This is a genomic window from Lacticaseibacillus absianus (assembly GCF_013407595.1).
GTDB classification, from domain to species: Bacteria; Bacillota; Bacilli; order Lactobacillales; family Lactobacillaceae; genus Lacticaseibacillus; species Lacticaseibacillus absianus.
In genome coordinates this window covers 547698-571865 of the sequence record NZ_JABEKX010000002.1, presented here as the reverse complement: position 1 = coordinate 571865, position 24168 = coordinate 547698, and the positions used below count along the sequence as shown (strand labels likewise).

At 61.6% G+C, this 24168-nt stretch carries 25 protein-coding genes; 7 read left to right on the top strand and 18 right to left on the bottom strand.

What is annotated here, in order from left to right; translation table 11 throughout:
• Positions 1-18 precede the first annotated feature (18 nt).
• Positions 19-456, bottom strand: coding sequence for a hypothetical protein (locus HII33_RS08095; protein WP_179395297.1), 438 nt, complete (start codon positions 454-456; stop codon positions 19-21).
• A 210-nt stretch (positions 457-666) separates the two neighbouring features.
• Here HII33_RS08095 and HII33_RS08090 point away from each other — a divergent pair, with 210 nt between their 5' ends.
• The 3 genes from HII33_RS08090 (at position 667) to HII33_RS08080 (ending at position 3655) form a co-directional block, all read left to right on the top strand.
• Positions 667-879 (top strand): DNA-directed RNA polymerase subunit epsilon, encoded by a 213-nt coding sequence (locus HII33_RS08090; RefSeq protein ID WP_179395296.1) that lies wholly within the window; start codon positions 667-669, stop codon positions 877-879.
• 5 nt (positions 880-884) lie between these two features.
• On the top strand, positions 885-2567 hold the full coding sequence (gene rnjA / locus HII33_RS08085) for a ribonuclease J1 (protein WP_179395295.1): 1683 nt from the start codon (positions 885-887) through the stop codon (positions 2565-2567).
• Positions 2568-2707: 140 nt separating this feature from the next.
• A complete protein-coding gene (locus tag HII33_RS08080) occupies positions 2708-3655 on the top strand; it encodes a diacylglycerol/lipid kinase family protein (protein ID WP_179395294.1) in 948 nt (315 codons plus the stop codon).
• Between the two features lie 50 nt (positions 3656-3705).
• Here HII33_RS08080 and HII33_RS08075 read toward each other — a convergent pair whose 3' ends face one another.
• Genes HII33_RS08075 through HII33_RS08060 form a run of 4 tightly spaced genes read right to left on the bottom strand, consistent with a single transcriptional unit; the run spans position 3706 to position 8663 of the window.
• Positions 3706-4917: a GNAT family N-acetyltransferase gene (locus HII33_RS08075; protein WP_179395293.1), complete on the bottom strand. Its 1212-nt coding sequence runs from the start codon at positions 4915-4917 to the stop codon at positions 3706-3708.
• 13 nt (positions 4918-4930) lie between these two features.
• The gene (recD2, locus tag HII33_RS08070; protein ID WP_179395292.1) at positions 4931-7324 is read right to left on the bottom strand and encodes an SF1B family DNA helicase RecD2; all 2394 of its coding nucleotides are present in this window, start codon (positions 7322-7324) and stop codon (positions 4931-4933) included.
• The gene (locus HII33_RS08065; protein ID WP_179395291.1) at positions 7317-7976 is read right to left on the bottom strand and encodes a tetratricopeptide repeat protein; all 660 of its coding nucleotides are present in this window, start codon (positions 7974-7976) and stop codon (positions 7317-7319) included. Before HII33_RS08065 ends, recD2 begins: the two co-directional genes overlap by 8 nt.
• Before the next feature lie 24 nt (positions 7977-8000).
• Complete coding sequence (locus HII33_RS08060; protein WP_179395290.1) at positions 8001-8663, bottom strand: histidine phosphatase family protein; 663 nt, start codon at positions 8661-8663, stop codon at positions 8001-8003.
• 107 nt (positions 8664-8770) lie between these two features.
• On the opposite strand from HII33_RS08060, the gene HII33_RS08055 reads away from it, so the two are divergent.
• Positions 8771-9652, top strand: coding sequence for a GNAT family N-acetyltransferase (locus HII33_RS08055; protein ID WP_179395289.1), 882 nt, complete (start codon positions 8771-8773; stop codon positions 9650-9652).
• 49 nt (positions 9653-9701) lie between these two features.
• Here the strand turns inward: HII33_RS08055 and HII33_RS08050 are convergent, their stop codons facing one another.
• From HII33_RS08050 to HII33_RS08005, 10 genes are all read right to left on the bottom strand, one after another.
• A complete protein-coding gene (locus HII33_RS08050) occupies positions 9702-9905 on the bottom strand; it encodes a helix-turn-helix transcriptional regulator (RefSeq protein WP_179395288.1) in 204 nt (67 codons plus the stop codon).
• Positions 9906-9910: 5 nt separating this feature from the next.
• The gene (locus HII33_RS08045; RefSeq protein WP_179395287.1) at positions 9911-10261 is read right to left on the bottom strand and encodes a DUF6442 family protein; all 351 of its coding nucleotides are present in this window, start codon (positions 10259-10261) and stop codon (positions 9911-9913) included.
• Between the two features lie 56 nt (positions 10262-10317).
• Complete coding sequence (locus HII33_RS08040; protein ID WP_179395286.1) at positions 10318-10839, bottom strand: methylated-DNA--[protein]-cysteine S-methyltransferase; 522 nt, start codon at positions 10837-10839, stop codon at positions 10318-10320.
• A 123-nt stretch (positions 10840-10962) separates the two neighbouring features.
• Positions 10963-12093 (bottom strand): tRNA 2-thiouridine(34) synthase MnmA, encoded by a 1131-nt coding sequence (mnmA, locus tag HII33_RS08035; RefSeq protein ID WP_179395766.1) that lies wholly within the window; start codon positions 12091-12093, stop codon positions 10963-10965.
• A 105-nt stretch (positions 12094-12198) separates the two neighbouring features.
• Positions 12199-12729, bottom strand: a complete 531-nt coding sequence (locus tag HII33_RS08030; RefSeq protein ID WP_179395285.1) for a helix-turn-helix domain-containing protein — start codon at positions 12727-12729, stop codon at positions 12199-12201.
• 234 nt (positions 12730-12963) lie between these two features.
• Positions 12964-13305 carry a DUF1831 domain-containing protein gene (locus HII33_RS08025; protein WP_179395284.1) on the bottom strand — a complete coding sequence of 114 codons (342 nt, stop codon included), beginning with the start codon at positions 13303-13305 and terminating at the stop codon, positions 12964-12966.
• Positions 13306-13398: 93 nt separating this feature from the next.
• Positions 13399-14559: a cysteine desulfurase family protein gene (locus HII33_RS08020; protein ID WP_179395283.1), complete on the bottom strand. Its 1161-nt coding sequence runs from the start codon at positions 14557-14559 to the stop codon at positions 13399-13401.
• A 26-nt stretch (positions 14560-14585) separates the two neighbouring features.
• A complete protein-coding gene (locus tag HII33_RS08015; RefSeq protein ID WP_179395282.1) occupies positions 14586-15281 on the bottom strand; it encodes a 5'-methylthioadenosine/adenosylhomocysteine nucleosidase in 696 nt (231 codons plus the stop codon).
• 76 nt (positions 15282-15357) lie between these two features.
• Positions 15358-15612 carry a hypothetical protein gene (locus HII33_RS08010; RefSeq protein ID WP_179395281.1) on the bottom strand — a complete coding sequence of 85 codons (255 nt, stop codon included), beginning with the start codon at positions 15610-15612 and terminating at the stop codon, positions 15358-15360.
• Positions 15605-16147, bottom strand: coding sequence for an NUDIX domain-containing protein (locus HII33_RS08005; RefSeq protein WP_179395280.1), 543 nt, complete (start codon positions 16145-16147; stop codon positions 15605-15607). The genes HII33_RS08010 and HII33_RS08005 overlap by 8 nt, the downstream gene beginning before the upstream one ends.
• A 161-nt stretch (positions 16148-16308) precedes the next feature.
• Between HII33_RS08005 and HII33_RS08000 the strand changes: the two genes are divergently transcribed.
• Together HII33_RS08000 and HII33_RS07995 are read left to right on the top strand one after the other, a co-directional pair.
• The gene (locus tag HII33_RS08000; protein ID WP_179395279.1) at positions 16309-17037 is read left to right on the top strand and encodes a 5-bromo-4-chloroindolyl phosphate hydrolysis family protein; all 729 of its coding nucleotides are present in this window, start codon (positions 16309-16311) and stop codon (positions 17035-17037) included.
• Positions 17030-18208, top strand: a complete 1179-nt coding sequence (locus tag HII33_RS07995) for a toxic anion resistance protein (protein WP_179395278.1) — start codon at positions 17030-17032, stop codon at positions 18206-18208. The genes HII33_RS08000 and HII33_RS07995 overlap by 8 nt, the downstream gene beginning before the upstream one ends.
• 133 nt (positions 18209-18341) lie before the next feature.
• Here HII33_RS07995 and HII33_RS07990 read toward each other — a convergent pair whose 3' ends face one another.
• Positions 18342-19772, bottom strand: a complete 1431-nt coding sequence (locus HII33_RS07990) for an MFS transporter (protein WP_179395277.1) — start codon at positions 19770-19772, stop codon at positions 18342-18344.
• 202 nt (positions 19773-19974) lie between these two features.
• Between HII33_RS07990 and HII33_RS07985 the strand changes: the two genes are divergently transcribed.
• A complete protein-coding gene (locus HII33_RS07985; protein ID WP_179395276.1) occupies positions 19975-20856 on the top strand; it encodes a phosphate ABC transporter substrate-binding protein PstS family protein in 882 nt (293 codons plus the stop codon).
• Between the two features lie 71 nt (positions 20857-20927).
• Here HII33_RS07985 and HII33_RS07980 read toward each other — a convergent pair whose 3' ends face one another.
• A complete protein-coding gene (locus tag HII33_RS07980) occupies positions 20928-21137 on the bottom strand; it encodes a cold shock domain-containing protein (protein ID WP_179395275.1) in 210 nt (69 codons plus the stop codon).
• A 1-nt stretch (position 21138) separates the two neighbouring features.
• On the bottom strand, positions 21139-23925 hold the full coding sequence (ileS, locus tag HII33_RS07975; protein ID WP_179395274.1) for an isoleucine--tRNA ligase: 2787 nt from the start codon (positions 23923-23925) through the stop codon (positions 21139-21141).
• Positions 23926-24168: the final 243 nt, after the last annotated feature.

Below are 24168 nucleotides of genomic sequence, written 5' to 3'. Positions count from 1 at the left end.
CTTTTTTACCTGCATCGATCAGACACGCGCAACATCGGCGACGTACTCAGCGGTGACCGCATTGGTGACAAAGGCGACATCAAAGTGTAGCTGCCCGTCCCGCCGCCAGTAGTCGGTGACGACGAACGCGGGCGTCTGCGGATCCACGCCCTGCTGCCCCGTCGCCGTGGCGACCGCGACCAACGCCGCGTTGAGCGCGGTGACGGTGCCGTCTGCCGGCTCAGCCACCTCATACTCGAACGCCAAGATCCCATGGCCCCAGACATCGGCGACCGGCTCGGACGCCACGCTCGCCGCCCAGCCAAGTTGTCGAAGCGCACCAGCCACGGCGCTATCGGTGATCCGCTGGGCCTGCGCGATGTACCCCCGCAGCGCCTGGCGTCGGTGAACCGCCCGCCACAACAAGACACCGGCCACACCGAGTCCCACGATCAGTATGCTGAGCCACCACCACATCTCGCCACATCCTTTCTTGGTCAAGGCTTTGGGTCCAGTATAACGCATCGGACCGCCCGCGCGATACCGGCACGGGCGGCGTGGCATCCCCTTGCCAAGTATGATAAACTGGTCATAACTGTTGAGTACGCTCGACAAACGACCGGTAAATCGCAAGGCGACACCCCGCGTTGGGGCGTTTCTTTGCGTAGACTGAAAGGAGTAGCAACAATGATCTACAAAGTATTGTACCAACCCGATAAGGTGCGCAACCCGAAGCGGGAGACGACCCAGACGCTTTACCTCGAAGCGGATTCTGCGGCCGCAGCCCGGGCCCTGGTCGAAGACCACACGCCTTACAACATCGAATTCGTTCAGGAGCTGAGCGGAAACTTCTTGGACTTCGAGAAGCAAGCGCCTGGCTTCGAACTGACGGAGTTTTGATCTAGATGAAACTCAATGTCAAGAATAACGAAACCGCCGTTTTCGCGATCGGCGGGCTGGGTGAGATCGGTAAAAACATGTACGGGGTTCAATTCCAAGACGAGATCATCGTCATCGATGCCGGGATCAAGTTCCCGGAAGATGATCTGCTTGGGATCGATTACGTGATTTCCGATTACTCTTACCTGCAACAAAACCAAGACAAGATCCGCGCGCTGGTGATCACACACGGGCACGAAGACCACATCGGTGGGATCCCCTACTTCCTGAAGCAGGTCCCGAACGTCCCGGTCTACGCCCCACCGCTGGCGGCGGCGCTGATCCGCGGCAAGCTGGAAGAACACGGCCTGCTGCGCACCACTGAGTTGCACGAACTCAAAGAAGACGCCGTCCTGAGCTTCAGCAAGGTCTGGGTCGACTTCTTCCGCACCACGCACAGTATCCCAGATACCCTTGGGGTCGCGATCCACACCCCCCAAGGCGTGATCGTCGAGACCGGGGATTACAAGTTCGACCTGACGCCAGTCGGCGATCAGCCGTCCCCGAACTTGCAGAAGATGGCACGCCTGGGTGATGAAGGCGTCTTGCTCTTGATGAGCGACTCGACGAACGCCGAGGTCCCGAATTTTACGAAGTCCGAGCGCTTCGTCGGCCACTCGATCCGCCACCTCTTCGATGGGATCGAAGGCCGGATCATCTTCGCGACCTTCGCGTCCAACATCAGCCGGATCGCACAGGCCGCCCAAGCCGCGATGGACCACGGCCGCAAGATCGCCGTCTTCGGCCGGTCGATGGAAACGGCGATGGTCAACGGCCGCGAACTCGGCTACCTCGACATCCCAGATGACGTCTTGATCGACGCCCACGCGCTCAACAAGATCCCCGCCAACGAGGTCATGATCCTCTGCACGGGCTCGCAAGGCGAACCGATGGCGGCGCTATCGCGCATCGCCAACGGGACCCACCGGCAGATCTCGATCCAGCCTGGCGATACGGTGATCTTCTCCTCCAACCCGATCCCTGGCAACACGGTCAGTGTCAACCACGTGATCAACTCGCTGGAGGAAGCGGGCGCCGAGGTCATCCACGGCAAGGTCAACAACATCCACACCTCCGGTCACGGTGGGCAGGAAGAGCAGAAGCTGATGCTGCGGCTGATGAAGCCGAAGTTCTTCATGCCGATCCACGGGGAGTACCGGATGCTGAAAATCCACACCGAGCTGGCCCAGGAGTGTCACATTCCCGAAGACCATTGCTTCATCATGGATAATGGGGACGTCCTCGCCTTGGGCAAGGACACGGCGCGCCGCGCCGGTCACTTCCCCGCCGCGGATGTCTACATCGACGGCTCTGGCATTGGCGACATCGGCAACGCGGTGATCCGCGACCGGCGCCTCCTGTCCGAAGAAGGGCTCGTCGTGGTCGTGGCGACGATCAACATGCAGAAGCAGGCCGTGCTGGCCGGACCAGACTTGCTGTCACGCGGCTTCATCTATATGCGTGAATCCGGCGAGCTGATCAACCAGGCCCAGCGGCGCGTCTACCGCACGATCAAGGCCACCTTCAAGCAAAACGAGAAGGTCACCGAGGGGATGCTGAAGGACGCGATCACCGCGAACCTGCAAGAATTCTTGTTCGATAAGACCGAACGCCACCCGGTGATCCTGCCTATGCTGATCACCCTGTGAGCCACGCCCCCGCTGCAAAGCCGCAGCGGGGGTTTTTGGTCATCAGAACCAAAAAGTGCGACTCGCCACAGTTCCAAGTTGTTTTCTGGAATCTCGCCCGGTATAATCAAACTTAGTGAAAAATCGGAAGGGGTAAGCGCATGGCCGCTGTTTTTTTCTACATCATCTTCAATCCCGCCGCGGGGTCTGGCACCTCGGTGGCGACCTTTAAGGCGGTGCGGCAAGTCCTCGATGACCGGCAGCTCCCCTATGAGATCCGCGTCAGCCGCTATTCTGGCCACGCCGTCCAGCTCGCCCGTCAGATCGGTAGCTTCAACACCCATGACCACGCCGTCCTGATGGTGATCGGCGGCGACGGGACGCTGAACCAAGCGATCACCGGCCTGCGCGAGACGAAGCAGCAGGAGCTGCCCGTCGCCTACATCCCGGCGGGCTCCGGCAACGATTTTGCCCGCGGGATCGGGATGCCGCAGGACCCGATGGCGGCACTCGACCAGATCCTCGCGGCGACGGCCCCGATCACCCTCGACATCGGCCAGTACACAGAGGCCACCCGGCACGAATCTGGCTTCTTCGTCAATAATGTCGGCGTTGGCTTCGACGCCGCTGCGGTCGCAGCCGCCAACCGTAGTAGCTACAAGAAGCTGTTGAACCGCCTCCACCTCGGCAGCCTCGCGTACATGTTTGGGGTCGTGAATGTCTTCTTCTCACGCAAGCCGTTCCCCGTGACGGTCCATGTCGACGGCCAATACGAGATCATCCAGCGGGCTTTTCTCTGCACGACGACGAACCACCCCTACTTCGGCGGCGGCGTGCGGATCCTGCCGACCGCGACCCCGACAGACGGTGAGCTGGACTTGATCGTCGTCGAGAATCTCAACGTCTTTTATTTCCTGTTCCTGCTGCTCGAGCTGATCCGCGGCAAGCACATGAAGTACAAAGCGGTGCACCACTTCAAGTCGAGCCACTTGCGCGTTGAGACCAACTCCCTCGAGTATGGCCAGATGGACGGCGAAGAGATGGGCACACGGGCCTTTCAACTGGAGTTCAACGTGACCAAGCAGAAGTTCTGGATCAAACTGGACTGATACCACCACCAAAAAAGCAGTCGCGACCAAGTCGCGACTGCTTTTTTGGGTCAGAAGTAATCCGAGAAGTACGGCTCATCCATCGGGATCAGGTTTTCCAGCAACTTAACGGCCTTCTTAGAAGCCTGCAAGCGCTCGATCTTCGCCAAGTAGGACGGGCGGCGGTAGCTCATCATCATGGTGGTGAGCGTCTGAATGTCCAGTCGTACCGCCTCACCGACCGGCCGTTCGGTCACGTGCAGGCCCGCTTCGTCCCACCACAGGCCGAAGGTGCCATTATTCCAGCTGGCCAAGGGGTCGCTGACGATGAAGTGCAGCGCACCGGTCGGCTCAACGAACGGGTAGTGCCTGAGAAATTCCGCGACATCGACGATCCGCGCCATGTAGTACGGGTGAATGGTCTGGTTGATGTCCCCATCATCGAGCAGGAAGTGCAGCGGCTCGTTCTTGTAGATATTGCCGCGGACGTGCTCGACCATCGAGAAGTGTGCGGCGACGAAGTTCCACAGCCCGATGCGGGCCTCCTGCGTGTTGTAAACCATCTCTTTGATGTGGAAGACCTCGTTGGCGATCCAGTACAGGACGTAGCCTTGCGGAATGTCGTGGTCGTCGTAATAGACGCCGGCAGTCCGCTCCTCTTCATTCTCCCACCGCCAATACTCGTCCCAGTTCAGCTGGTTGCGGATCATTGCCCCGTGGTTGTGCAGCGCGAAGCGGTCGTAAGTCTCGATCACATCCGGATCGTCGATCTCCAGGCGCTCCACGTGCCCCGGCATGTCCGCATTGGCCTTAGGCAACTGCGTATCGCGCACATCGAAGGTCAGGTGATCGGACATGATCTCCCAGCCTTTTTTGCGGTAAAACGGAATGGCGTACGGATAAAGGTAGGAGATCCACTGCCGGTGCTCACGCATGTGCGACAACCCCAGTTTGACCAGGTCATGCATCAGGCCGTGACCGGCATACTCAGGGTAGGTCCCGACGCCAGTCAGCCCTGCCATATCATAAAGCGTCCCGTGAATATTGACGCGGCACGGGTAGATCGCCAGCTGCGAGATCAGCTCGTCGCCGTGGAACCAGCCGATCACATCGGACTTCTCCAAGACCGGGCGCTTGGCCCGTTCGAGCTCCCCTTCATCATAGCCGGATTCCTCCACGTCCTTCGCGGTCACCTGAAACACGTAGGTGAGCAGGTCGTTGAACTGCTCGAGGTTGGCCGGGGTAACGGGGCGGATCTCCAATTCGGATCGTATGTCTGACATAAAAACTCCTTCTTCAAAGTTGGGCCGCCACGCTGGCTGGGGTGATCCCAGTCATCCCGATCATCGGGTCGACCGCGTTGTGGGCGACCATCTCCGGGGTCAGGCGGTAGTCTTGCGGTTCAGGCGCCGCGGGTTGGTCTTCATTATCCGCAGCTGGTATCGTCGTGTCAACTGTGGGCAACGCGACCTGGAGCCGCTCGACCAGGGCGGTCTGGCGGTTATCCGCGACGGACTGGACCGCCAGCTCGAAGGCGCGCGGATCGCCCATCAAGATCAAAAAATCCTTAGCCCGTGTCACCGCTGTATAGAGCAGGTTCCGTGCGAGCATTCGACGACTGCCCAAGGTCAGCGGGAGCACGACGACTTGAAACTCGCTCCCCTGCGCCTTGTGGATCGACGTCGCATAGGCCAGTGTGATCTTGGTCCAATCTGACCGCTGATACGTCAGCTCATTGCCGTCAAAATCCACGGTCAACTCGTCGGTCTTCGAGGCCGCTTGCTTGGCCGGCGTGATCCCGGTGATCTGCCCGAGCTCACCGTTGTACACGTTGGCTTCCGGGTTATTGACCAGCTGCAAGACCTTGTCCCCGATCCGGTAGACCCCGTTCAGCGCCTCGACTTCCTTGGTGCGCGCATCACGCTTCGGGTTCAGGATCGTCTGGATCATCGGGTTGAGCTGATCGATCCCCGCTGCCCCGCGATACATCGGGGCCAGCACCTGAATGTTGGCCGCCTCGAACTTCTGCGCTGCGCGCCCGACGACCTGTCCGACGGCCGCCGCCAGCTGATTCGGCGGGCAGAGGATGAACGAGCGGTCCGGCTGATTCTGCTGCCAATCCGGTGGCAGTGTCCCGCGGTTGATCGCGTGGGCCAGCGGGATGATCGAGCTCGTCGCGTCTTGGCGATGGATGTGCGTCAACTCCAAGCTCGGGAGCGTGCGGCTGCGCAGCAGGTCGGCGAAGACCTGGCCGGGCCCGACGCTCGGCAGCTGGTCCTTATCGCCGACCAGGATCAGTTTGATCCCCGGCGGCAACGCGGTCAACAGCGAGCGAAACAAGTACGTGTCGACCATCGACATCTCATCGACAATCAGGAGCCCTTCCGGGAGGTCTTTGGGCTCGAACTCCTGGGTGTCGACCGCCAATCCCAACAGCCGGTGGATCGTGCTGGCCGGCAAGCCGGTCGTCTCCATCATCCGCTTGGCCGCGCGCCCGGTCGGCGCCGCGAGCATCAGTGGGAACACCTCATCCTTGTATCGGTTCGGGTCCAGCGACAGCGCGTTGAGCTCCGCGTACACCCGCACGATCCCGTTGACGACCGTCGTCTTCCCCGTCCCCGGGCCACCGGTCAGCAAGAAGACCTGCTGCTGCATGGCAGTCTGGATCGCCTGGGTCTGCGTGTCATCGTAGGTGATCCCCTCACGCTTTTCGACCAAGCGGATCGCCTTGGCCACCGCCGACTCACTGGGGGCGTCCTCGTTGGCCCCAAGCAACAAGCGCATCCGGTCGGCGATCGCCCCTTCAGCCTCGTAGAGCTTCTTGGGGAACACCCGCTGGGCTTCGACGTACACGCGGTTCTTGCGCGTCAAGCCAATCAAGGCGTCTGCGACGCGGTTCGGGTCGATCTCCACATTGCGCGCGCCTTCGAGCAGGCCGATCGTCGCGTCCAGCAGTACCGGCAGCTGCGCGTAGGTGTCACCGGTCCCGTCGGTCAGCGTGCTCAAGGCGTCCAGCAGCGCGCCGGCCAGTCGCATCGGCGCATCCGCCGCGATGTTCAGGTTGGCCGCGATCGCATCAGCGCGCTTGAAGCCGATCCCGTCCACATCTGCGATCAGCTGGTACGGGTCCTCCTCGATGATGTGCAACGCGTCCGTGCCGTAAAGTTGGTAGATCCGCGCCGCCATATTGCTGGTGAAGCCGAAGTCGTTCAGCCCGATGATCACCTGCTCCATGCCGAGGTTCGCCGTCAGGTTATCGACCAGCGTCGCGCGTTTTTGGGCGTTAAGCCCCAGCGGCGTCAACACGGCCTCATCCTTGAGGATCTGGTCGATCGCCCCCATCCCCAAGGCATCGACGATCTTCTCCGCGGTCTTCGCCCCGATCCCAGGGAACTTATCCGAGCTCAGGTAGTTGATCAACCCCTGTTTGGAGGTCGGCTTCTCCACCTGGTAATTCGCAGCTTGGAACTGGCCGCCGTACTTCGGATGGTTGACCAGGCTGCCGACAAACGTGTATCGCTCCTCTTCCTTGATGTCCCCGAAGCTACCGGTCACCACGATCTCTTTGTCCGGCCAGTCGAAGTCCTTTTGCTTGATCTCGATCAGCAGGATCTTGAAGAAATTCGTCGGGTTCTGAAAAAAGATCGCCTTGACCTGGCCGCTGACGGTGTGTTGCCCCGCGTCAGCCATGCGCTTGCCCCTTTAAGAAGCCTGCGATGTCACGCACGCGCGACGCCTGCTGGTCGTAGCCATCGGGGTCCAACGCTTGGGCCGCGTCGAGCCAATGACTGCCGTCGGCGCCGGCCCCCGCCTGCGCCATCCCGTATGTGAACAGCACCTTCGCGTCGCCCATCTTCAAAAACGGCGTCAGCATCGAGGCGGCCGCGGTGAAGGCCCCGGTCGTCAGGAACAGCTCGGCCGCCAGCAGCGCTGCGTCGACACGCGTCGGATCCGCCTCGTGTGCCGTCAAGGCGAAGGCCACGGCCCGCTCTGGCCGCCCTAACTGCTGCTCGCACAAGGCAAGCATGTATTGGGCGTCCTGCGCCAGCGCGTTTTGGCCCCCGATCAACTGCTGGAAGTACCGGGCCGCCAGCGCGTAGTTCTCCTGCGCAAACCCCAAGAGCCCAGCGTCATACGTCAGCTCGGCCTCGTTGGGAAACAAGCCCTGCGCCCGGAGCAAGAGCTGGCCGGCCTCATCGTAGGCGTGGATACCGATCAGCATCGTTGCCAGCGTCGCATAGCGCTTGGGGTCCGTCGGCTTCGCGTCGATCCGACGCACCGCCTCTTGGATCGCCGCGTCGTGCTCACCGCGGTTGAATTGCGCGATCATTGAATCTGTCATGATGGCCTCCTTTGGCTCCAGTCACTAGATCGTATCGGTCGGCTCGAGCCGCCGGGTCAAAAAGTGGGTGTCGTTCCAGCGGATCAGTTCGAACGGCAGCTGCGGCCCGTGCGCCGCCAAGATCGTCACGCTGGTGTTCGTCAGCCCGCCGTCCTTGCGCATCGCCGCGATCGGCGTGCCCAGCAGGCTCTGGATGAGCGCGACCAAGGCCGCGCCGTGGCTGACGAACAGCAGGTTAGCCTGCCCGGTGGTGTCCTGCGCCACGGCGTCGAGCACCACCGGTTGCATCCGCGCGATCAGCTGTGGGAAGGTCTCTCCGTGGATTGCCGTCGGATCGTACTCGCCTGGGGCCTCGCGAAAGGCGTGCAGCTCCTTGGGGTAGCGCTTGGCCACATCCGCAAAGCGCATCCCCTCCATCTTGCCCAGGTTGAACTCGCGCATCCCGGCGGTCACCGTCGTCGGGATTCGCTGACCCAACGCCTCGATCAGGGCCGTCGCTGTGTTGCGCGCACGCGGGAGCGGGCTGACATAAGCGTGCGCAAACGGGATCCCCCGCAAGGCCCCCGCCAGCTGCGCGATCTGCGCGTAGCTCTCGGGCAACAGCGGGGAGTCCCCGTTCGCGCCTTGATAGCGCCCCTCTAGATTCCAGGTCGTCTTCCCGTGCCGAACAAAATATAACCGCGTCACACTTGGTCCTCCTCAGATTCGATACCTCTAATTATCGCGATTCGCGCACCACAATTCAAGGCGTGACCGGTATAATGAGACCTAAACGACGAAAGAAGGCCCTCTGGATGATCATTTCGACGACCGTGCTGACTCCGGCGCAGCGCACCGATTGCGACCAGCTGATCGCCGCCGCTCACGCGGCGGATCAGACACACCGCGATCCGTTTTTGAGCAACGACTACAACTACTACCGTGGAATGCCTGCCTTGTTTTTGGCCTACGAAGCCGCGCAATTGGTTGGCGTGCTCACCCTGTACGCCGACGACGCGCCCGGAACTGGCAGTGTGGATATCAACGTGATCGTCGCGCCGACTTGGCGACGACAGGGGATCGCCACCCGGCTGTGGGCGACGGCGCGCACTGTGCTCTTGCGTTACGGTTACCCCACTGTCGAATACAGCTGCGAGCGTCGCTTTTTGTTGACCCACCCGACGCTAACGACCAATGCGCACCTGCACGCCGACCCCGATGCTGAGTGGCAGATGGTCGCCACCCCCCAGCTGACGCCGGCTCACACCAGCCAGGCTGTCCGCCTGATGGTAGCCGCTGACCTCGAGACACTGCTGCCGGCTTACCGCCAAGCCTTCCCCGAGGCCAGTGAGGCAGAAGCAAGGCGTTACCTGCACGTCAACCTGGACGCCGAAGACGTCTGGCCGGTCGTGATGACGCACGCCGGCCAGGTGATCGGCTACTGCGCGATCGACTTAGACGATTACGACTACCTCTTCGGTCTTTTCGTCGCTGCCGATCAGCGCGGTCAGGGACTCGGCCAGCGCTTCGTGGCGTTGATCCTCGACCTGCTGGCCAAGACCCGCAAACGTCCGGTCCGCCTCAGGGTGACGGCGAACAACTCGCTCGCTCATCACGTCTATCAGGCCGCCGGGTTCCAAGACGAGACCGAAGTCCTGTACCTGACACCGCAACAGGCCCCTTGGACCGTGGGCTGACGCCAAACACCCCTCGATGGCCAGCCGCGCATTGGCACCAAGGGGGACGTCAAAAATAAAACAGGTCTTCAAAGCGCACTTCCAGCGCGATCGCGAGGGTCAGCGCCAACTTGGCCGTTGGCGCAAACTGCCCTGTCTCGATCGAGCTGATCGTATTGCGAGACACCCCGACTTGAGCGGCCAAGGCCTGCTGCGACAGGCCACGGGCTTTGCGCACCGTCTGCAGGTGATTGTGTAGCGTCAGCTGATCCATCGCACTCACCCTGGGGCGACCAGCTCGAGCACATACAGCAGGCTGGCGGCCACCGCGGCCAAGCCAGCGCCCCAGCATTCAAGGCGCCCCCAGCCCAAGCGGTGACTCCCGTGGCGCTGGCGGTAAGCAACCTGGACGAACTCATCCCAGCTGAGTATGGCCACGATTAACCAAGGGGCCACCAGCGGGGCGCGCCCCTGCCACTGCTGGATCATGCTGATCACCAACACGCCCAGCAAGAGCCCCCCGAGCACAAGGTGGCCCCCGCTAGCCGCTGCGGCGCGCACAGCGCGCTCCTGTTCATCCCATAACAGGTTATCCCGCCGACTCTTCGCTAAGATCTCGTCTCTTTTCATCACGGCCTCCGCTTATGCCAAGTTAACTTGTCAGACCGAGTATAGACTCGCCAAGTTCACTTGTCAAGTCGCAGCCGCACGGGATCGACCGCGACCCCTTCCAGCGTCAGTAAAGCGACCTTACGGGCCAGGCCCCCCGCATACCCGGTCAGGCCGCCGTCGCCGCCGACGACCCGGTGGCACGGCACGAGCAGGGACACCGGATTGTGCCCGACGGCCCCACCGATGGCCCGGGGGCTCGTTGGGTGGCCCTGGGCCGCGAGCTGGCGCGCCAGCTCACCGTATGTGATCGTGGCCCCCAGCGGCACCGCCTGGAGCAGGGCGCCGACCGCTTGGCGAAATGGGGTGCCCACCAACTCGACCGGGACCTGCGCCGGGGCCGGCGACTGCCCGGCGAAATACGCATCAAGCCACGCCACGGCCTGCACCAGGACCGGCGAAGCCCCTGGCGTGGCCGCCGCAAGGTCGAAGGGGCCGCCAAAGTACGCCTGATCGTCAAACCACAGGCCGTCCACCGCGTGCGCATTGGCCAACAGAGTCATCTCCCCGAGTGGCGCGTGATAGTGCATCGTCTTCATCGTTGAACCTCCCGTACATACGTTTGGGCTTATCATACCACGTCACGCCCCCAAGGGGAATCACCCGCGTCCAGTGCGCCCCCGCGAAAAAAAGTAGCCGCGTGGCTGCTTTATCAGTGCGTCTCAGATGTACTGCAGGACCTTGGCGTCGTTATACGCTAGGTCGATCGTGCCGCCACCGAGGCACTCGGCGCCATCGTAGAGCACGACGGCCTGGCCCGGGGTGATCGCGCGCACCGGCTCGTCAAAAACGATCTTGGCGCGGTCACCGGCCAGCGTCACAGTCACCCCAGTGTCCGCCTGGCGGTAGCGGAACTTCGCCGTGCAGTGGAAGGTCTGCGCCGGCGCCGCGCCGGTGAAGAAGCTCATCCCGCTGGCGTCGAGGCTTGTCGCCATCAGTGCCGGGTGGTTGAAGCCCTGGCCGACATAGAGCACGTTTTGCGCCAGGTCCTTGCCGACCACGAACCACGGCTCAGAGTTCTGGCTGTTGCCCCCGATCCCCAGCCCGGAGCGCTGCCCGATCGTGTAGTACATCAGCCCATCGTGCGTGCCCTTCTCGACGCCATCCAGCGTCATCATCTTGCCCGGCTGGGCCGGCAGGTAGGTCGACAGGAACTGCTTGAAGTTCCGCTCGCCGATGAAGCAGATCCCGGTCGAATCCTTCTTCTTGGCCGTTGCCAAGCCGTACTCCGCGGCGATCGCGCGGACCTCAGGCTTCTGCAAGTGGCCGATCGGGAACAGCGACCGCTTCAGCTGCGCCTGAGAGAGCTGGCTCAAAAAGTAGGTCTGATCCTTATTGCCGTCTGCGCCACGCAGCATGTGCACGGTCCCGTCAGCATCCGTCGTCGTCTGCGCGTAATGCCCCATCGCGATGTAATCGGCATCAAGTGCCTCGGCGTAAGCCAAGAACGCCTTGAACTTGATCTCCTTGTTGCACATCACGTCCGGGTTCGGCGTGCGCCCCGCCTTGTACTCGTCGAGGAAATACTGGAATACCCGGTCCCAGTACTCCTGCTCGAAGTTGATCGCGTAATACGGGATCCCGATCTCGCTTGCGACCTTGGCCACGTCCTCGTAGTCGGTCGTCGCGGTACAGACCCCGTTTTCGTCGGTGTCGTCCCAGTTTTTCATGAAGACGCCGACGACATCATAGCCCTGCTGCTTCAGGAGCAGCGCGGTGACAGAGGAGTCCACCCCGCCAGACATCCCGACCACAACGCGGGTGTTGCTGTTGTCCACAGTGATCACCATCATTTCAATCAGATTCTGGAAGTTATCCGATTTGAAGGTCGTCAATTCCAGTAATCCCCATTATACCAGTGACGCGGTCAAAAACAATCCTAACGCAAAGTAAGTGCTTTACCGGTAGCGAATGTTGCTCAGCCGCATCAGCTCCTTATAGCGCGCCTCTGCAACAGGTGGCAACAAGAAGCCCTGCTTGTGCATCAGCCCGGCCGCTTCCAAGTTCATCGTGGTCAGCACGTATGGCACCGACGTCCCCTGGGCCATCAACAGATCGTAATAGGTCTGCAACAGCGCACGCAGTGACGCTTGGGTCGGGGGCAGGGCCGCCATGATCTCCGTCAGCTTCGCGATCGCCAACTTGGCGCGCTCACTGCCACCAGCGTACCACTTGACTTCCTTGTCTTCCGCCCGCCAACGCAGCAGGTGCCGCCACTGAACTTTTTGCTTCATCCCCAGCAAGACGCGCACATCACAGTGCAAGACCGTTGCTAGCGCGACCAGCGTGGCAATGTCCGGATAGCGCTTATCCAATTCCCACTTCGACACGGTTTGACGTGTCACGTGCAGCTGCGTCGCCAACTCGGTCTGGCTCAATCCGACCGCCTCGCGTTGCTGACGCACCGCTGCGCCGATCCTTAATGTCATCCTCACCCACTCCTTTTGGGTCCCATCATACCCGTCGATTCGCCGCACTGCCAGCATTTCTGCCCGCAACCGCGCGTTGCCCCCTGACTGATCGCGCCCTAATGCACCGTGGCACCGGCACGTCGCCGTTGCGCCACCGGGCCAGGCGAAGCCGGCCGGTGCTGACCTGAGCGCGTACAGCCTCGCGCCGGCGCCTAGGCACACAAAAAGGCCGCGTTACCACGGCCCCGTGTGTTACGCCGGATCGATCACGTTGCGCTCGATCAGATTATCGATGATGTACTGGTACTGTTCGACGTTGTCTGCGGTCTTCGCGTCTTGGAAGATGTTGACCGCCTTCAGCCCGTTCGCTGTCGTCACACCCATCTGGAAGGCAGACAGGTCCTTTTTGACCGTCACCTTGAGCTTGTTGGCCGCCGTGAACGGTGAGTTCGGATCGAGGCTGCGCTCTAACTGGAAGTTCCCGTTCTTCGTCTGAACAAACCCTAAGTCGATCAACGTGTAGCGCTTCAGTTGCGCGCTGATCTGGTAGGTCCGTGGGTCGCCCAAGGCTGACCCGGTCGCCGCTAATGCCATACTCTCACACTCCTCGCATTGGATACGCTTCTAGTTTAACATTGCCGCGCCCCTGTGCGCAAAAAAACCGCGACTCAACGCGGTTTTTGACCGTTAGCGCGCGGACTTGGCGCGCAGACGCGTGACGATCTTGATCAAGGCCGTGGTGAACTGCGTCACGTCCAGCGCCGTGGTGTCCTTGCCGAAGCTGATCCGGATCGACTCCGCGATCCGGGGACTGTCGGCCCCGTACATCGCTGTCAGCACGTGCGACGGCTCCAAGCTGCCCGCGGTGCAGGCAGACCCGCCCGAGACCGCAAACCCGGCCAAGTCGAGGTTCGTCTGGAGCGCGTAAGTCGACACGCCTGGGAACCAGAGGTTAAACACATGGTTCAACGCATCGGCTTGGACCGCGCCATTCACGTCAAACGTGATCCCTGCGGCGCGCAAGTTATCGATGATCTGGTGCTTGAAGCCGAGGTATTTGGCCTGCCGATCGGCCTTCGTCTGCGGGGTGATCAGCTTCACCGCCGCGGCGAACCCGGCGATCCCGACGACGTTCTCCGTGCCGGCTCGCCGCTTCATCTCCTGCTCCCCGCCGCGGATGAACGGTGGAAAGTTGAGCCCGTCACGCCGGTAGAGGAAGCCGACCCCCTTAGGCCCATTGATCTTGTGGGCGGACACCGACAGCAAGTCGACGCCCAAGGCCGCGACATCGATGTCGAGCAACCCGTACGCCTGCGTCGCGTCCGTGTGGAACCACGCCTGGTGCGTGGCCAGTCGCGCACCGATCGCCGCGATCGGCAGGTGGCTGCCCACCTCGTTGTTCCCCATCATCACGGAGACCAGGATCGTCTCGTCGTCTAAGGCCGCGTCCAAGTCACCCAGGCTGATCTGCCCGGTCTCATCCACCGGTAAGTAGGTGACCCGAAAGCCCTCGCGTTCCAGCTGGGCCATCGGTTGCCCGACGCTGGGATGCTCGATGGCGGTCGTGATGATGTGGCGCCCCAAGGCGGCACGCGTGTGGGCCGTCTGCAGGATGGCGGTGTTGTTGGCCTCTGTGGCCCCGCTGGTGAGCTGGATCTCACCCATCCGGGCACCGATGCTGGCGGCCAGCGTCTGCCGGCTTTGGTCCATCACGGTGTGCGCCGTCCGACCGAACCAATGCGTCGAGCTCGGGTTGCCGTAATCATTGGTCATCTGTTCCGTCATGGCCGCGATGACCTGCTTAGCCATCGGGGTCGTGGCGGCGTTATCGAGGTAAATATGTGCCATGACGTCACTCCTTTGCGCTTGTTGGGTCAGGCTGCGAGCTGCTTGATGTAGGCCAAAAGCATCGCGGCGCTCCGCCGCCCGGCCTCGATAATGAACTCATCGAAGTTCACACTGGCCGACTCGTCACCGTTATCGCTCATCGCCCGGATCACAACGAACGGCTTGTGGAACTGCGTGGCGACCTGGCCGATCGCGCCGCCTTCCATCTCAGACGCCAGCGCCTCCGGGTAGATCGCGTGAATGCGCGCGATCGCAGCTTGGCTGTTGATGAACTGATCGCCGGTCACGATCAAGCCCACATGCGTGGTCAGGTCCACCGCCTGCGCCGCCTTAGCGATCGCCGCGACCAGCGTCTCATCCGCCGTGAAGCGCTGCGGCTGGGCGGGAAGCTGGCCCGGCAGGTAGCCAAACGCCGTCGAATCAACGTCGTGGTATGCGACCGCGCTGGCGATCACGACATCGCCGATGTTCAGCGCCGGGCCGATGCCGCCGGCCGAACCGGTGTTGATGACGACATCTGGTTGGTACTGGTCGATCAAGATCGCGGTCGTCATGGCCGCCTGGACCTTACCGATCCCGCATTCGACTAAGGTGACCTCGATCCCGTCGATCGTGCCGTGGTAGTAATGCTGGCTGGCAAAGACTTGCTCGCGCTGGCCTTCCAGCTGCCCCAACAGCGTGCGGATCTCTTCTTCCATCGCACAGATAACGCCTAACTTCATGCTCAATTCTCTCCTGTCTCGTTCAACTGACCGTCTGGTGGTCACGGTCCTCTATTGTACACTGACTTTTAGTCAGTCACAACCCAAACAATACCCCGGCGACGATCACGAGCAACCCGATCACGATGCCGATCGCCCAGTTCAGCTTTTTCTTCAGGCTATTGACCTTCTTATAGGTAACGTCATCGAATCGGCCCGTGGTCGGGTGCGTTCGCGTCTGCTTCGCGTAATCACGCTCGACCTGGCGGCGCCGCGCGTCGCGGCTCTCCGCTTCGGTCTCAGCGTGCTGTTGTGCCTCACGGTAAGCCTTGCGAGAACGTGTTTCAGCCATGGTCTTCCTCCTGTCTCATCGCGCGCCAGGCATTCAGCCCGATCAGCGTCTTCGCGTCGCAGAGCGTCCCTTCGGCTTGCGCCGCCTGCGCCTGGTCGAGCGTCAACCACTCGCCCGCCAGCTGTTCACCGTCGTCCAACGGGCGCTGGTGCGCCGGGTGGTGCAGGCCGGTGGCCATGAACAGGTGCGTCTGTGCGTCCGAGAAGCCGGCGCTTTGGTAAAACGCGCCTAGCGCCTGCCAGGTCGTCGCCGCTAGCTGGGCCTCCTCGTTGAGTTCGCGTTGCGCACACTGAAGCGGCGACTCGCCCGGCTCGATGCGGCCGGCCGGCAGCTCCAATGTCTCCTGCCGCAGCGGCGTGCGCCACTGCCTGACGAACAGCGCACGCGCCCCGCGAATGGCGAGGACGCCGGCTGCCCCATGCGTTCGGACGATCTCCCGCACCTGGGTCCGGCCATCCGGTAGTGCGACCGTCGCGCGCGTCAGCGTCAGGATCCGTCCGCGGTATAGTGTCTCAGTGGTCACGATGCGTTCCATGCCCTCGCCTCCCTTCGACCCTTAATGATACCAATTCTGCCCGCGTTTACAAATGGCTTAATCAAAACTCAAAGAATCTCAATCTAGAGGCGGATATTCCCCCTGCGGTTCTATGGTAAACTAAAGGCACGATATCGAAAAAACTCAGGAAGTGAAACGCCGTGAAAAAAACCCAAAAACGTGTCCGCCGCTGGCGCGTGGCCATCTGGACCGCCGGTGGGTTCGCGCTCGGATTACTCTCGCAACAACTCTGGCTAGCCCTCTTCGTCGCCCTGGTCTTCGGGGGCGCACGCCTGATCGGGGAACTCTCGCGCCCGAAGCCGCAAGCACCCGAGGAGACCCCGCCGCTGACCGACAAAATGGCGGCCCACTACGCCGACTCGGGCCTCAGCGACAGTGAGATCGACCTGTTCCGTGAGACCATGGACACTGCCGCCGCCCAGATCCGCGAATTCGATGCGATCGCCGCGCGGGTGCCTAAGATCAAGGCCGTCGCCTTGAACCATGACCTGCAAGACGTCCTGCACGCCTACTTCAAGGCGGTGGTCAAGACACCGAAGCAGCTGGCAATCGCCGGCCATTTTATCTACGAACAGCTCCCGAACCTCGTCAGCATCGCCAAGAAGTACGAGGCGATCAGCCACCATGAGGTGAAGACCCAAGACACCTACGACGTGCTGACCACTGCGGCCAACACCTTGAGTGAGCTGGCCGAGTCGATCCGGACCGACTATGCCACCTTCGTCGAAACCGACCTGGACGACCTTGAAGCCGACCTCAGCTTAGCCAAGAAGCAGATCACCCCACGGCTGGCCGAATCGACTGTTCAGCCCGGCCACACTGTCGATCTGACCCACATCAAAGAAGAAATGGAGAACACGCATGAGTGACGAACAACCCACCACAGAGACCCAAAGCCTCGTCAATGACCTGCTGAGCCAGCCCTTCTCGGCCAACGCAAACCCGGTCGTCGAACAGGCCGCCCCCGCTCAAGTCGAGAACCGCCTGACCCCCGAACAGGAGGCCCAGGCCAAGGAACTGGCTAAGCAACTCGACGTCAAGACCCAGGATGCCGTCATGACTTACGGCGCAGCGGCCCAAAAGCAGCTCGGCCAATTCTCCCAGACCATGCTGAACCAGGTCCAAAGCCAAGACACCGGGGCTGTCGGCGATGCGCTGACCAGCCTGATGGCCCGCCTGAACGAGGCGAACCCAGACGAACTGCGCGCCGAAAACAGCAACATCTTCAAGAAGATGTTCGGCAAGGTGAAGCGGTCGATCTTCGAGATCACCGCCAAATACCAGAAGATCGGTGCCCAGATCGACTCCATCGCCAGCCGGCTCGAGAAGGAACAGCAAGGCTTGCTGACCGACAACAAGATGCTCGAGGAGCTGTACGGCCAGAACAAGGCCTACTTCGACGCGCTGAACATCTACATCGCCGCGGCTAAGATGAAGCTTCAGGAGCTAGAGGAGACAACGATCCCGACGGCCCTGAAAGACGCCCAGGAATCCGGGGACCAGATGAAGGTCCAAGAGGTCAACGACCTCAAGCAGTTCCAAGCCCGGCTCGAAAAACGCGCGTACGATCTACAGCTCGCCCGGCAGATCACGCTGCAGCAAGCCCCCCAGATCCGGTTGATCCAAAACACCAACCAGGCCCTGGCCGAAAAGATCCAGGCCAGCGTGAACACCGCGATCCCGCTGTGGAAGAACCAAGTCGCCATTGCCCTCACCCTGCTGCGGCAAAAAGACGCCGTCACTGCCCAGCGCCAGGTGTCCGAGACGACCAACGACCTGCTGAAGAAGAACGCGTCGATGCTCAAGATCAGTGCGATCGAGACCGCCAAGGAGAACGAGCGCGGGGTCGTCGACATCGAGACCCTGACCCAGACCCAAAACGACTTGGTCGACACGCTCAAGCAGACGCTGCAGATCCAGCAAGACGGACGCGCCAAGCGCAAAGCCGCCGAGGCCGAGCTGTCCAACATGGAAAACGACCTCAAGAACCACCTGCTCGACTACACCTCCGGCCGCATGGGCAGCGGGCCGCAGGTCTAACCGTCCCCGGACCGTCGATGTTGATCGGCGGTTTTTTTGACGCACACCCAACAGGGGCAGTGTCGACTGGTGATTGACCAGTCGACACTGCCCCTGTTGGGCTGCGATCCTCATTGGATCACTGACCAACGCTTTACTTGGCCGCACGCTGCTGGTGCATGCGGTAGGCGGTCAACGCGACGGCGACCAGACACAGCGCCGCCGCCAGAACGAAGGCCCGGTGCATCCCGGTGATGAAATACGCCGGGTGCGCCGGCAGGTACGTCGTGACCTTGCGCCCCGCCGACTGACTCATCGACGCGAACAGCGTCGTCGTCGCCGCCGAGATGCCGACCACCATGCCCAAGTTGCGCGCCAGTGCGTTCAACCCGCCGGCGATCCCCAAGTCCTGAGGGGCCACCGCACTCATCACGATCGTGTTGTTGGGCGATTGGAACGTCCCGTTCCCGAAGCCCATCAGCCCGATCAGGAGCAGGACCACCGCGACGGGGGTCGCTAGCCCGAGCTGCGCGTAGCCGAGCTGGCTGACCAAGATCACGCCCAGCCCCACCAACGTGATGGTGTACGGGCCGATCTTATCCGACAGGCTGCCGGCCAGCGGCGCGACGATCACCTGCACGACGGGAAAGAGCATCAGGATATAGCCGGCTGTCGTTGCGGACAAGCCCCGCGCGTTCTCGAAGTAGAACGGTGAGATCACGTTGAAGAAGAAGTTCGTCACGAAGATCAAGAACCCGGCCAGCAGGCTGAGCGTGAACTCGGCGTTGCGAAAAAGCTTGAACGCCACCAGCGGTGCCGGGTGGTGCTGCTCGATGCGGACGAATGCCGCCAGCGCGAGCCCCGCGATCGCGAACAGTGCCAGCACCCGCCAGTTGCCAAAACCCACGACCTGGCCCATGTTGACGGCCAGGAAGAACGGGACGATCGCGCAGACGAAGCTGATGAAGCCCGGCCAGTCGATCGCCGCGTGGCTCGGGGCGAGGTCCTTCGGCAACACGATCTGGCCCACGATCATGGTGATCACCCCGATCGGTAGGTTGATCCAGAAAATGTAGCCCCACGGGAGCTGCCCGAGGATCAGTCCCCCCAAGCCCGGCCCGGCGATCGAGCCGACCGACACGAACGAGCCGATCAGCCCAAGCGCCTTGCCGCGCTCTTTCATCGGGAAGACCTCCGTGATGATGCCGTTGTTGTTGGCCATGGTCATGCTCGCGCCCAGCGCCTGCACCACCCGCGCCGCCAACAGGAGCGCGAAGCTGTGATTGAAGCCGGCGAACAGCGAGCCGACGGTGAACAAGACCGTGCCGAGGCGAAAGATCCGGATCTTCCCGACCGTGTCCCCGAGGCGCCCCATCAACAGGAGCAGCGCACAGATCACGATCAGGTAGATCGACACGACCCACTCGGCTTGATTCATCGGGATGGCCAGGTCGTTAGCCATCACTGGCAATGCAATATTGACGATCGATGCGTCGAGCGTCGACATAATGGTGAACATCCCCACCGCGGTAATGATCCACCAACGGTTCTTTTGAACCTTGGGATCGTTGACATAACTCGTCATAAGTACCTCCATGTGGTGTCTAAACTGTGGTTCGTCGTTCATTATACGCCGTGATTTTCAGAAAATGCAAAGGGGCAATTTACACTTTTTACGGAATCGCGGTCAGATATTTACCGTCGATACCGTGTCTTTACACAATGATGCACGTCACTTTACATTCACTGGGTATGCTAGAGACACATCAGAAATTGGAGGCACGATCATGAAAAAAACTGGTTTGCTCCTCAGCGTCACCTTGCTCTTCGCCTTGGCGGGCTGCAGCAGTCCAAGTAAGACCCCGGCGAGTTCCAGCAGCACCGCGCAGACGAAGATCGTCGCAGTCGGCTCGACGGCACTTCAGCCACTGGTCGAGGCCGCGGCGCAGCAGTACACCGACGCGACCCCCGGCGCGGACATCACCGTTCAAGGCGGCGGCTCCGGCGCCGGCCTCAGTCAGGTGGCGAGCGGCGCAGTCACCGTCGGGAATTCGGATATTTTTGCCCAAGAAAAAGACGGCGTGGACGCGAACGCCCTGGTCGATCACCAGGTGGCCGTGGTCGGCATCGCTCCGGTCGTCCACCCCGGTGTCGGCGTGACGAACCTGACCCACCAGCAGCTCGTTGACATCTTCACGGGCCAAGTCACCAACTGGCAGCAGGTCGGCGGCGCGGACCAGAAGATCGTCGTAATCAACCGGGCGCAAGGCTCCGGGACCCGCGCGACCTTCGAGAGCCTGGCCCTCAAGACCAACAAGGTGATGACCGCACAAGAACAGGATTCCAGCGGGACGGTCATGAAGATGGTCAAGTCGACCCCCGGGGCGATCTCCTACCTTGCCTTCTCCGCGATTCAAAGCGGCGTCAACAAGCTCAGCCTCGACGGGGTCGCCCCGACCGACGCGAACGTGACGACGAACAAGTGGGTCGTCTGGGCCTACGAGCACATGTACACCAAAGGGTCGCCTAAGGCCGCAACGGCGAAGTTCATCCACTACATCCAATCCGCCAAGGTGCAAGCCAGCCTGGTGAAGAAGATGGGCTACATTCCGGTCACGGCGATGAAAGTGGCCCGCACCCATGATGGTCAGATCGAAGACGTGAAGTGAGCTGACGCCTCAACAGACGCAAAGATGCCCGCCGCACTGCCTGATGGCAATGCGGCGGGCATCTTTAATGGTCAATCAGCGTCTGGTTCGACCTTGACGTTAGCCGCCTGCGGGCCTCGTGGGCCTTCGACGATCACGAAGTCGACTTGCTGGCCCGGGGTCAGGACCTTATACCCGCCGCCAACGATCGCGGAGAAGTGGACGAACACGTCCGGCTGATTCGGCAGTTCGATGAAGCCAAACCCCTTGGCCTCATCGAACAGCTTGACCCGCCCCTTCACCTTAAGCCTCGAAGCCGTCAGCGACGGCTTCTGGGAAATTCGCGGTGACGATCGCCGCACACCGGGCACACAGCGTCGGGAAGTGAGCGTCAGCCCCAACGGTCGGCGTCGTCATCCGGCACCGGTCGCAGACCGCGCCGGTCGCGTGGTCAACGTGCACCGCGACGTCCTCGAAGGCGACCGCGTCCGCTGGCTTCGGCGCATCCACCGCCGCAACGGTGAAGGCACTGGTGATCATCAGCTGTGCGACATTGGCATCAAGCCCCGCCAGCAGGTCCGCGACCGCTTGGGTCGGGTACACGGTGACATGCGCTTCCAGCGACTTACCGATCACCTTGGCGTCACGCGCCAGCTCCAGCGCCTTTTGCACCTCTGCGCGCAGGTGCATGAAGGCGGCCCACTGGTCAAGCAGTGCAGCTTGATCTGGGAAGTGCTGCGCGTCCGGCAGATCACTCAGCGCCGCGTAGTCGACGCTTTGGTGCAGGTACGGCCAGACCTCCTCGGCGGTGTGCGGCAGGATCGGTGTCAACAGCTGCGTCAGCGTGAGCAGCGCGTCGAACATCACGGTCTGCATCCGGCGGCGAGGCAGGCTGGTCGCGCCTTCGATATAGACCACGTCCTTGGCAAAATCGAGGTAGAACGCCGAGAGCTCGTTGACCAAAAAGCCGGAAATCGTTTTTTCGACCGTCGCAAAGTCATACTTGTCGTAGGCCGCCTTGACCGTGGCGATCACCTGGTTCAAGCGGACGGTCAGATACTGGTCGACGCTGCCGAGATCGGCATAGGCGACCGCATCCGTCGCCGGATCGAAGTCGCTGGTGTTCGCGATCATGAACCGCAACGTGTTGCGGATCTTACGGTAGGCTTCGGAGATCTGCGCGAAGTTATCCATCGAGACGCGCACGTCAGAACTCGAGTCGACCGTGGAGACCCACAGCCGGATGATCTCCGCCCCGTACTGCTTTTCGACCGTCTCCGGCACGATCGTGTTGCCCAGCGACTTGGACATCTTGCGCCCTTCCCCGTCCAAGGTGAAACCCTGGGAGAGGATCTGCTTATACGGCGCGTGACCGTGCGCAGCGACGCTGGTGATCAAGCTAGAGTTGAACCACCCGCGGTACTGGTCGGACCCTTCGAGGTACAGATCCGCCGGGTAAGTCAGCTCTGGCCGTGCCTCACACACTCCGGCCCAACTCGACCCCGAATCGAACCAGACATCCATGATGTCAGTCTCCTTGGTGAACTCACCGTGCGGGGAGTGTTCGTTGGTGTAACCGGCAGGCAACAGGTCCTTGGCCTCACGCTGGGACCAGACGATGGAGCCGAATTCACCGAACAAGTCGGCGACATGGTCGATCGTCGCTTTTTCGATGATCGGGGTGCCGTCTTCCGCGTAGAAGATCGGCAGTGGTACGCCCCAGGCGCGCTGGCGGGAGATCACCCAGTCGCCGCGGTCGCGGATCATGTTGTACAGACGGGTCTTGCCCCATTCCGGGGTGAAGGCGACGTGATCGATCGCATCCAGGATCTGCGCCCGAAACGCGTCGACGCTGGCGAACCACTGCGTTGTGGCCCGGAAGATCACCGGCTTCTTGGTCCGCCAGTCGTGCGGGTAACTGTGGGTGAAGAAATCGAGCTTGAGCAAGGCGCCCTTGGCCGTCAGGGCCTCTGTCACCATCGGGTTAGCCTTGTCATAGAACGTCCCGGTGAAGCCTGGGGCGTCTTCGTTCATGAAGCCCTTCTCATCGACCACAGACATCACCGGCAGCCCGTATTTCATGCCCGCCTTGTAGTCATCTTCCCCGTGTCCAGGCGCCGTGTGGACCAACCCGGTCCCCGCGTCTAGCGTCACGTGGTCGCCGAGGATCACAAGGCTCGTCCGGTCATACAGCGGGTGCTGGGCGGTCATGTTCTCCATGGCCGTCCCCTTGAAGGTCTTGAGCACCTTAACGTCTTGCCAGCCAAGGGTCGCCTGGATCTTGGTCAGCAGTTCGCTCGCGACGACGTACTTCTGGCCGTCTGCGTCCACCTGCGCATACTCGAAGCGCGGGTTGACCGCGATCCCTTGGTTCGCCGGGATCGTCCACGGTGTCGTGGTCCAGATGATGAAGCGCGTGTCCGTGTCGATCAGGCCTTTGCCATCCACGACGTCGAACGCGACGTAGATCGATGGCGACTTGACGTCGTGGTACTCGATCTCGGCTTCGGCCAGGGTCGATTCAGACGACCAGGACCAGTAGACCGGCTTCAAGCCGTGGTAGATGTACCCTTTTTCGGCCATCTGCCCAAAGACGCGGATCTCTTGGGCCTCGAATTCTGGCTGCAAGGTGATGTACGGGTGATCCCAGTCGCCCATCACCCCAAGGCGCTTGAAGTCGATGCGCTGCTTGTCGATCTCTTGCATCGCAAACTGCCGGCACAGCTCGCGGTAGTCAGCCATCGACATCTCCTTGCGCTTGACGCCTTTCTTCGCCAGCTGCTGCTCGATCGGCAGCCCGTGGGTATCCCAACCGGGGACGTACGGCGCACGAAAGCCGTTCATCGACTTGTAGCGCACGATGATGTCCTTGGACACCTTGTTGAGCGCGTGGCCCATGTGGATGTTCCCGTTGGCAAACGGCGGCCCGTCGTGCAGCACGAAGGTCGGTTTGCCTTCGTTGAGCTTTTGGCGCAAGGCGTAGACGTGGTTCTCTTCCCACGCCGCCTGCATGACCGGCTCCTTGGTCGGCAAGCCGGCGCGCATCTTGAAGTCGGTCTTGCCGAGGTTCAGTGTGTCTTTGACTTTCATGGTTTCCTCCTTGATCGCATCACGCAACAGCACAGTCTGGCAACAACCAAAAAGACCCCCATCCGATTAGGACGAGCGTCTCGTGGTACCACCTAAGTTCGGGTCGTCAAGCGACCCCTCTGACCCGATAACGGTGGTGACCGGTCTGACCTACATCTCGGCCAGGCGACTGTGAACTGATATCCCGCCTTGGGTCTGCCCGACTTTCACCGTCTTCGGGTCGCTTGCTCAGACTACCAAGAG

Bases quoted from the DNA above. Each gene is read 5' to 3' on its own strand.
- HII33_RS08095 (WP_179395297.1), bottom strand. From the start codon at position 456: ATGTGGTGGTGGCTCAGCATACTGATCGTGGGACTCGGTGTGGCCGGT.
- HII33_RS08090 (WP_179395296.1), top strand. From the start codon at position 667: ATGATCTACAAAGTATTGTACCAACCCGATAAGGTGCGCAACCCGAAG.
- rnjA (WP_179395295.1), top strand. From the start codon at position 885: ATGAAACTCAATGTCAAGAATAACGAAACCGCCGTTTTCGCGATCGGC.
- HII33_RS08080 (WP_179395294.1), top strand. From the start codon at position 2,708: ATGGCCGCTGTTTTTTTCTACATCATCTTCAATCCCGCCGCGGGGTCT.
- HII33_RS08075 (WP_179395293.1), bottom strand. From the start codon at position 4,917: ATGTCAGACATACGATCCGAATTGGAGATCCGCCCCGTTACCCCGGCC.
- recD2 (WP_179395292.1), bottom strand. From the start codon at position 7,324: ATGGCTGACGCGGGGCAACACACCGTCAGCGGCCAGGTCAAGGCGATC.
- HII33_RS08065 (WP_179395291.1), bottom strand. From the start codon at position 7,976: ATGACAGATTCAATGATCGCGCAATTCAACCGCGGTGAGCACGACGCG.
- HII33_RS08055 (WP_179395289.1), top strand. From the start codon at position 8,771: ATGATCATTTCGACGACCGTGCTGACTCCGGCGCAGCGCACCGATTGC.
- HII33_RS08050 (WP_179395288.1), bottom strand. From the start codon at position 9,905: ATGGATCAGCTGACGCTACACAATCACCTGCAGACGGTGCGCAAAGCC.
- HII33_RS08045 (WP_179395287.1), bottom strand. From the start codon at position 10,261: ATGAAAAGAGACGAGATCTTAGCGAAGAGTCGGCGGGATAACCTGTTA.
- HII33_RS08040 (WP_179395286.1), bottom strand. From the start codon at position 10,839: ATGAAGACGATGCACTATCACGCGCCACTCGGGGAGATGACTCTGTTG.
- mnmA (WP_179395766.1), bottom strand. From the start codon at position 12,093: ATGATGGTGATCACTGTGGACAACAGCAACACCCGCGTTGTGGTCGGG.
- HII33_RS08030 (WP_179395285.1), bottom strand. From the start codon at position 12,729: ATGACATTAAGGATCGGCGCAGCGGTGCGTCAGCAACGCGAGGCGGTC.
- HII33_RS08025 (WP_179395284.1), bottom strand. From the start codon at position 13,305: ATGGCATTAGCGGCGACCGGGTCAGCCTTGGGCGACCCACGGACCTAC.
- HII33_RS08020 (WP_179395283.1), bottom strand. From the start codon at position 14,559: ATGGCACATATTTACCTCGATAACGCCGCCACGACCCCGATGGCTAAG.
- HII33_RS08015 (WP_179395282.1), bottom strand. From the start codon at position 15,281: ATGAAGTTAGGCGTTATCTGTGCGATGGAAGAAGAGATCCGCACGCTG.
- HII33_RS08010 (WP_179395281.1), bottom strand. From the start codon at position 15,612: ATGGCTGAAACACGTTCTCGCAAGGCTTACCGTGAGGCACAACAGCAC.
- HII33_RS08005 (WP_179395280.1), bottom strand. From the start codon at position 16,147: ATGGAACGCATCGTGACCACTGAGACACTATACCGCGGACGGATCCTG.
- HII33_RS07995 (WP_179395278.1), top strand. From the start codon at position 17,030: ATGAGTGACGAACAACCCACCACAGAGACCCAAAGCCTCGTCAATGAC.
- HII33_RS07990 (WP_179395277.1), bottom strand. From the start codon at position 19,772: ATGACGAGTTATGTCAACGATCCCAAGGTTCAAAAGAACCGTTGGTGG.
- HII33_RS07985 (WP_179395276.1), top strand. From the start codon at position 19,975: ATGAAAAAAACTGGTTTGCTCCTCAGCGTCACCTTGCTCTTCGCCTTG.
- ileS (WP_179395274.1), bottom strand. From the start codon at position 23,925: ATGAAAGTCAAAGACACACTGAACCTCGGCAAGACCGACTTCAAGATG.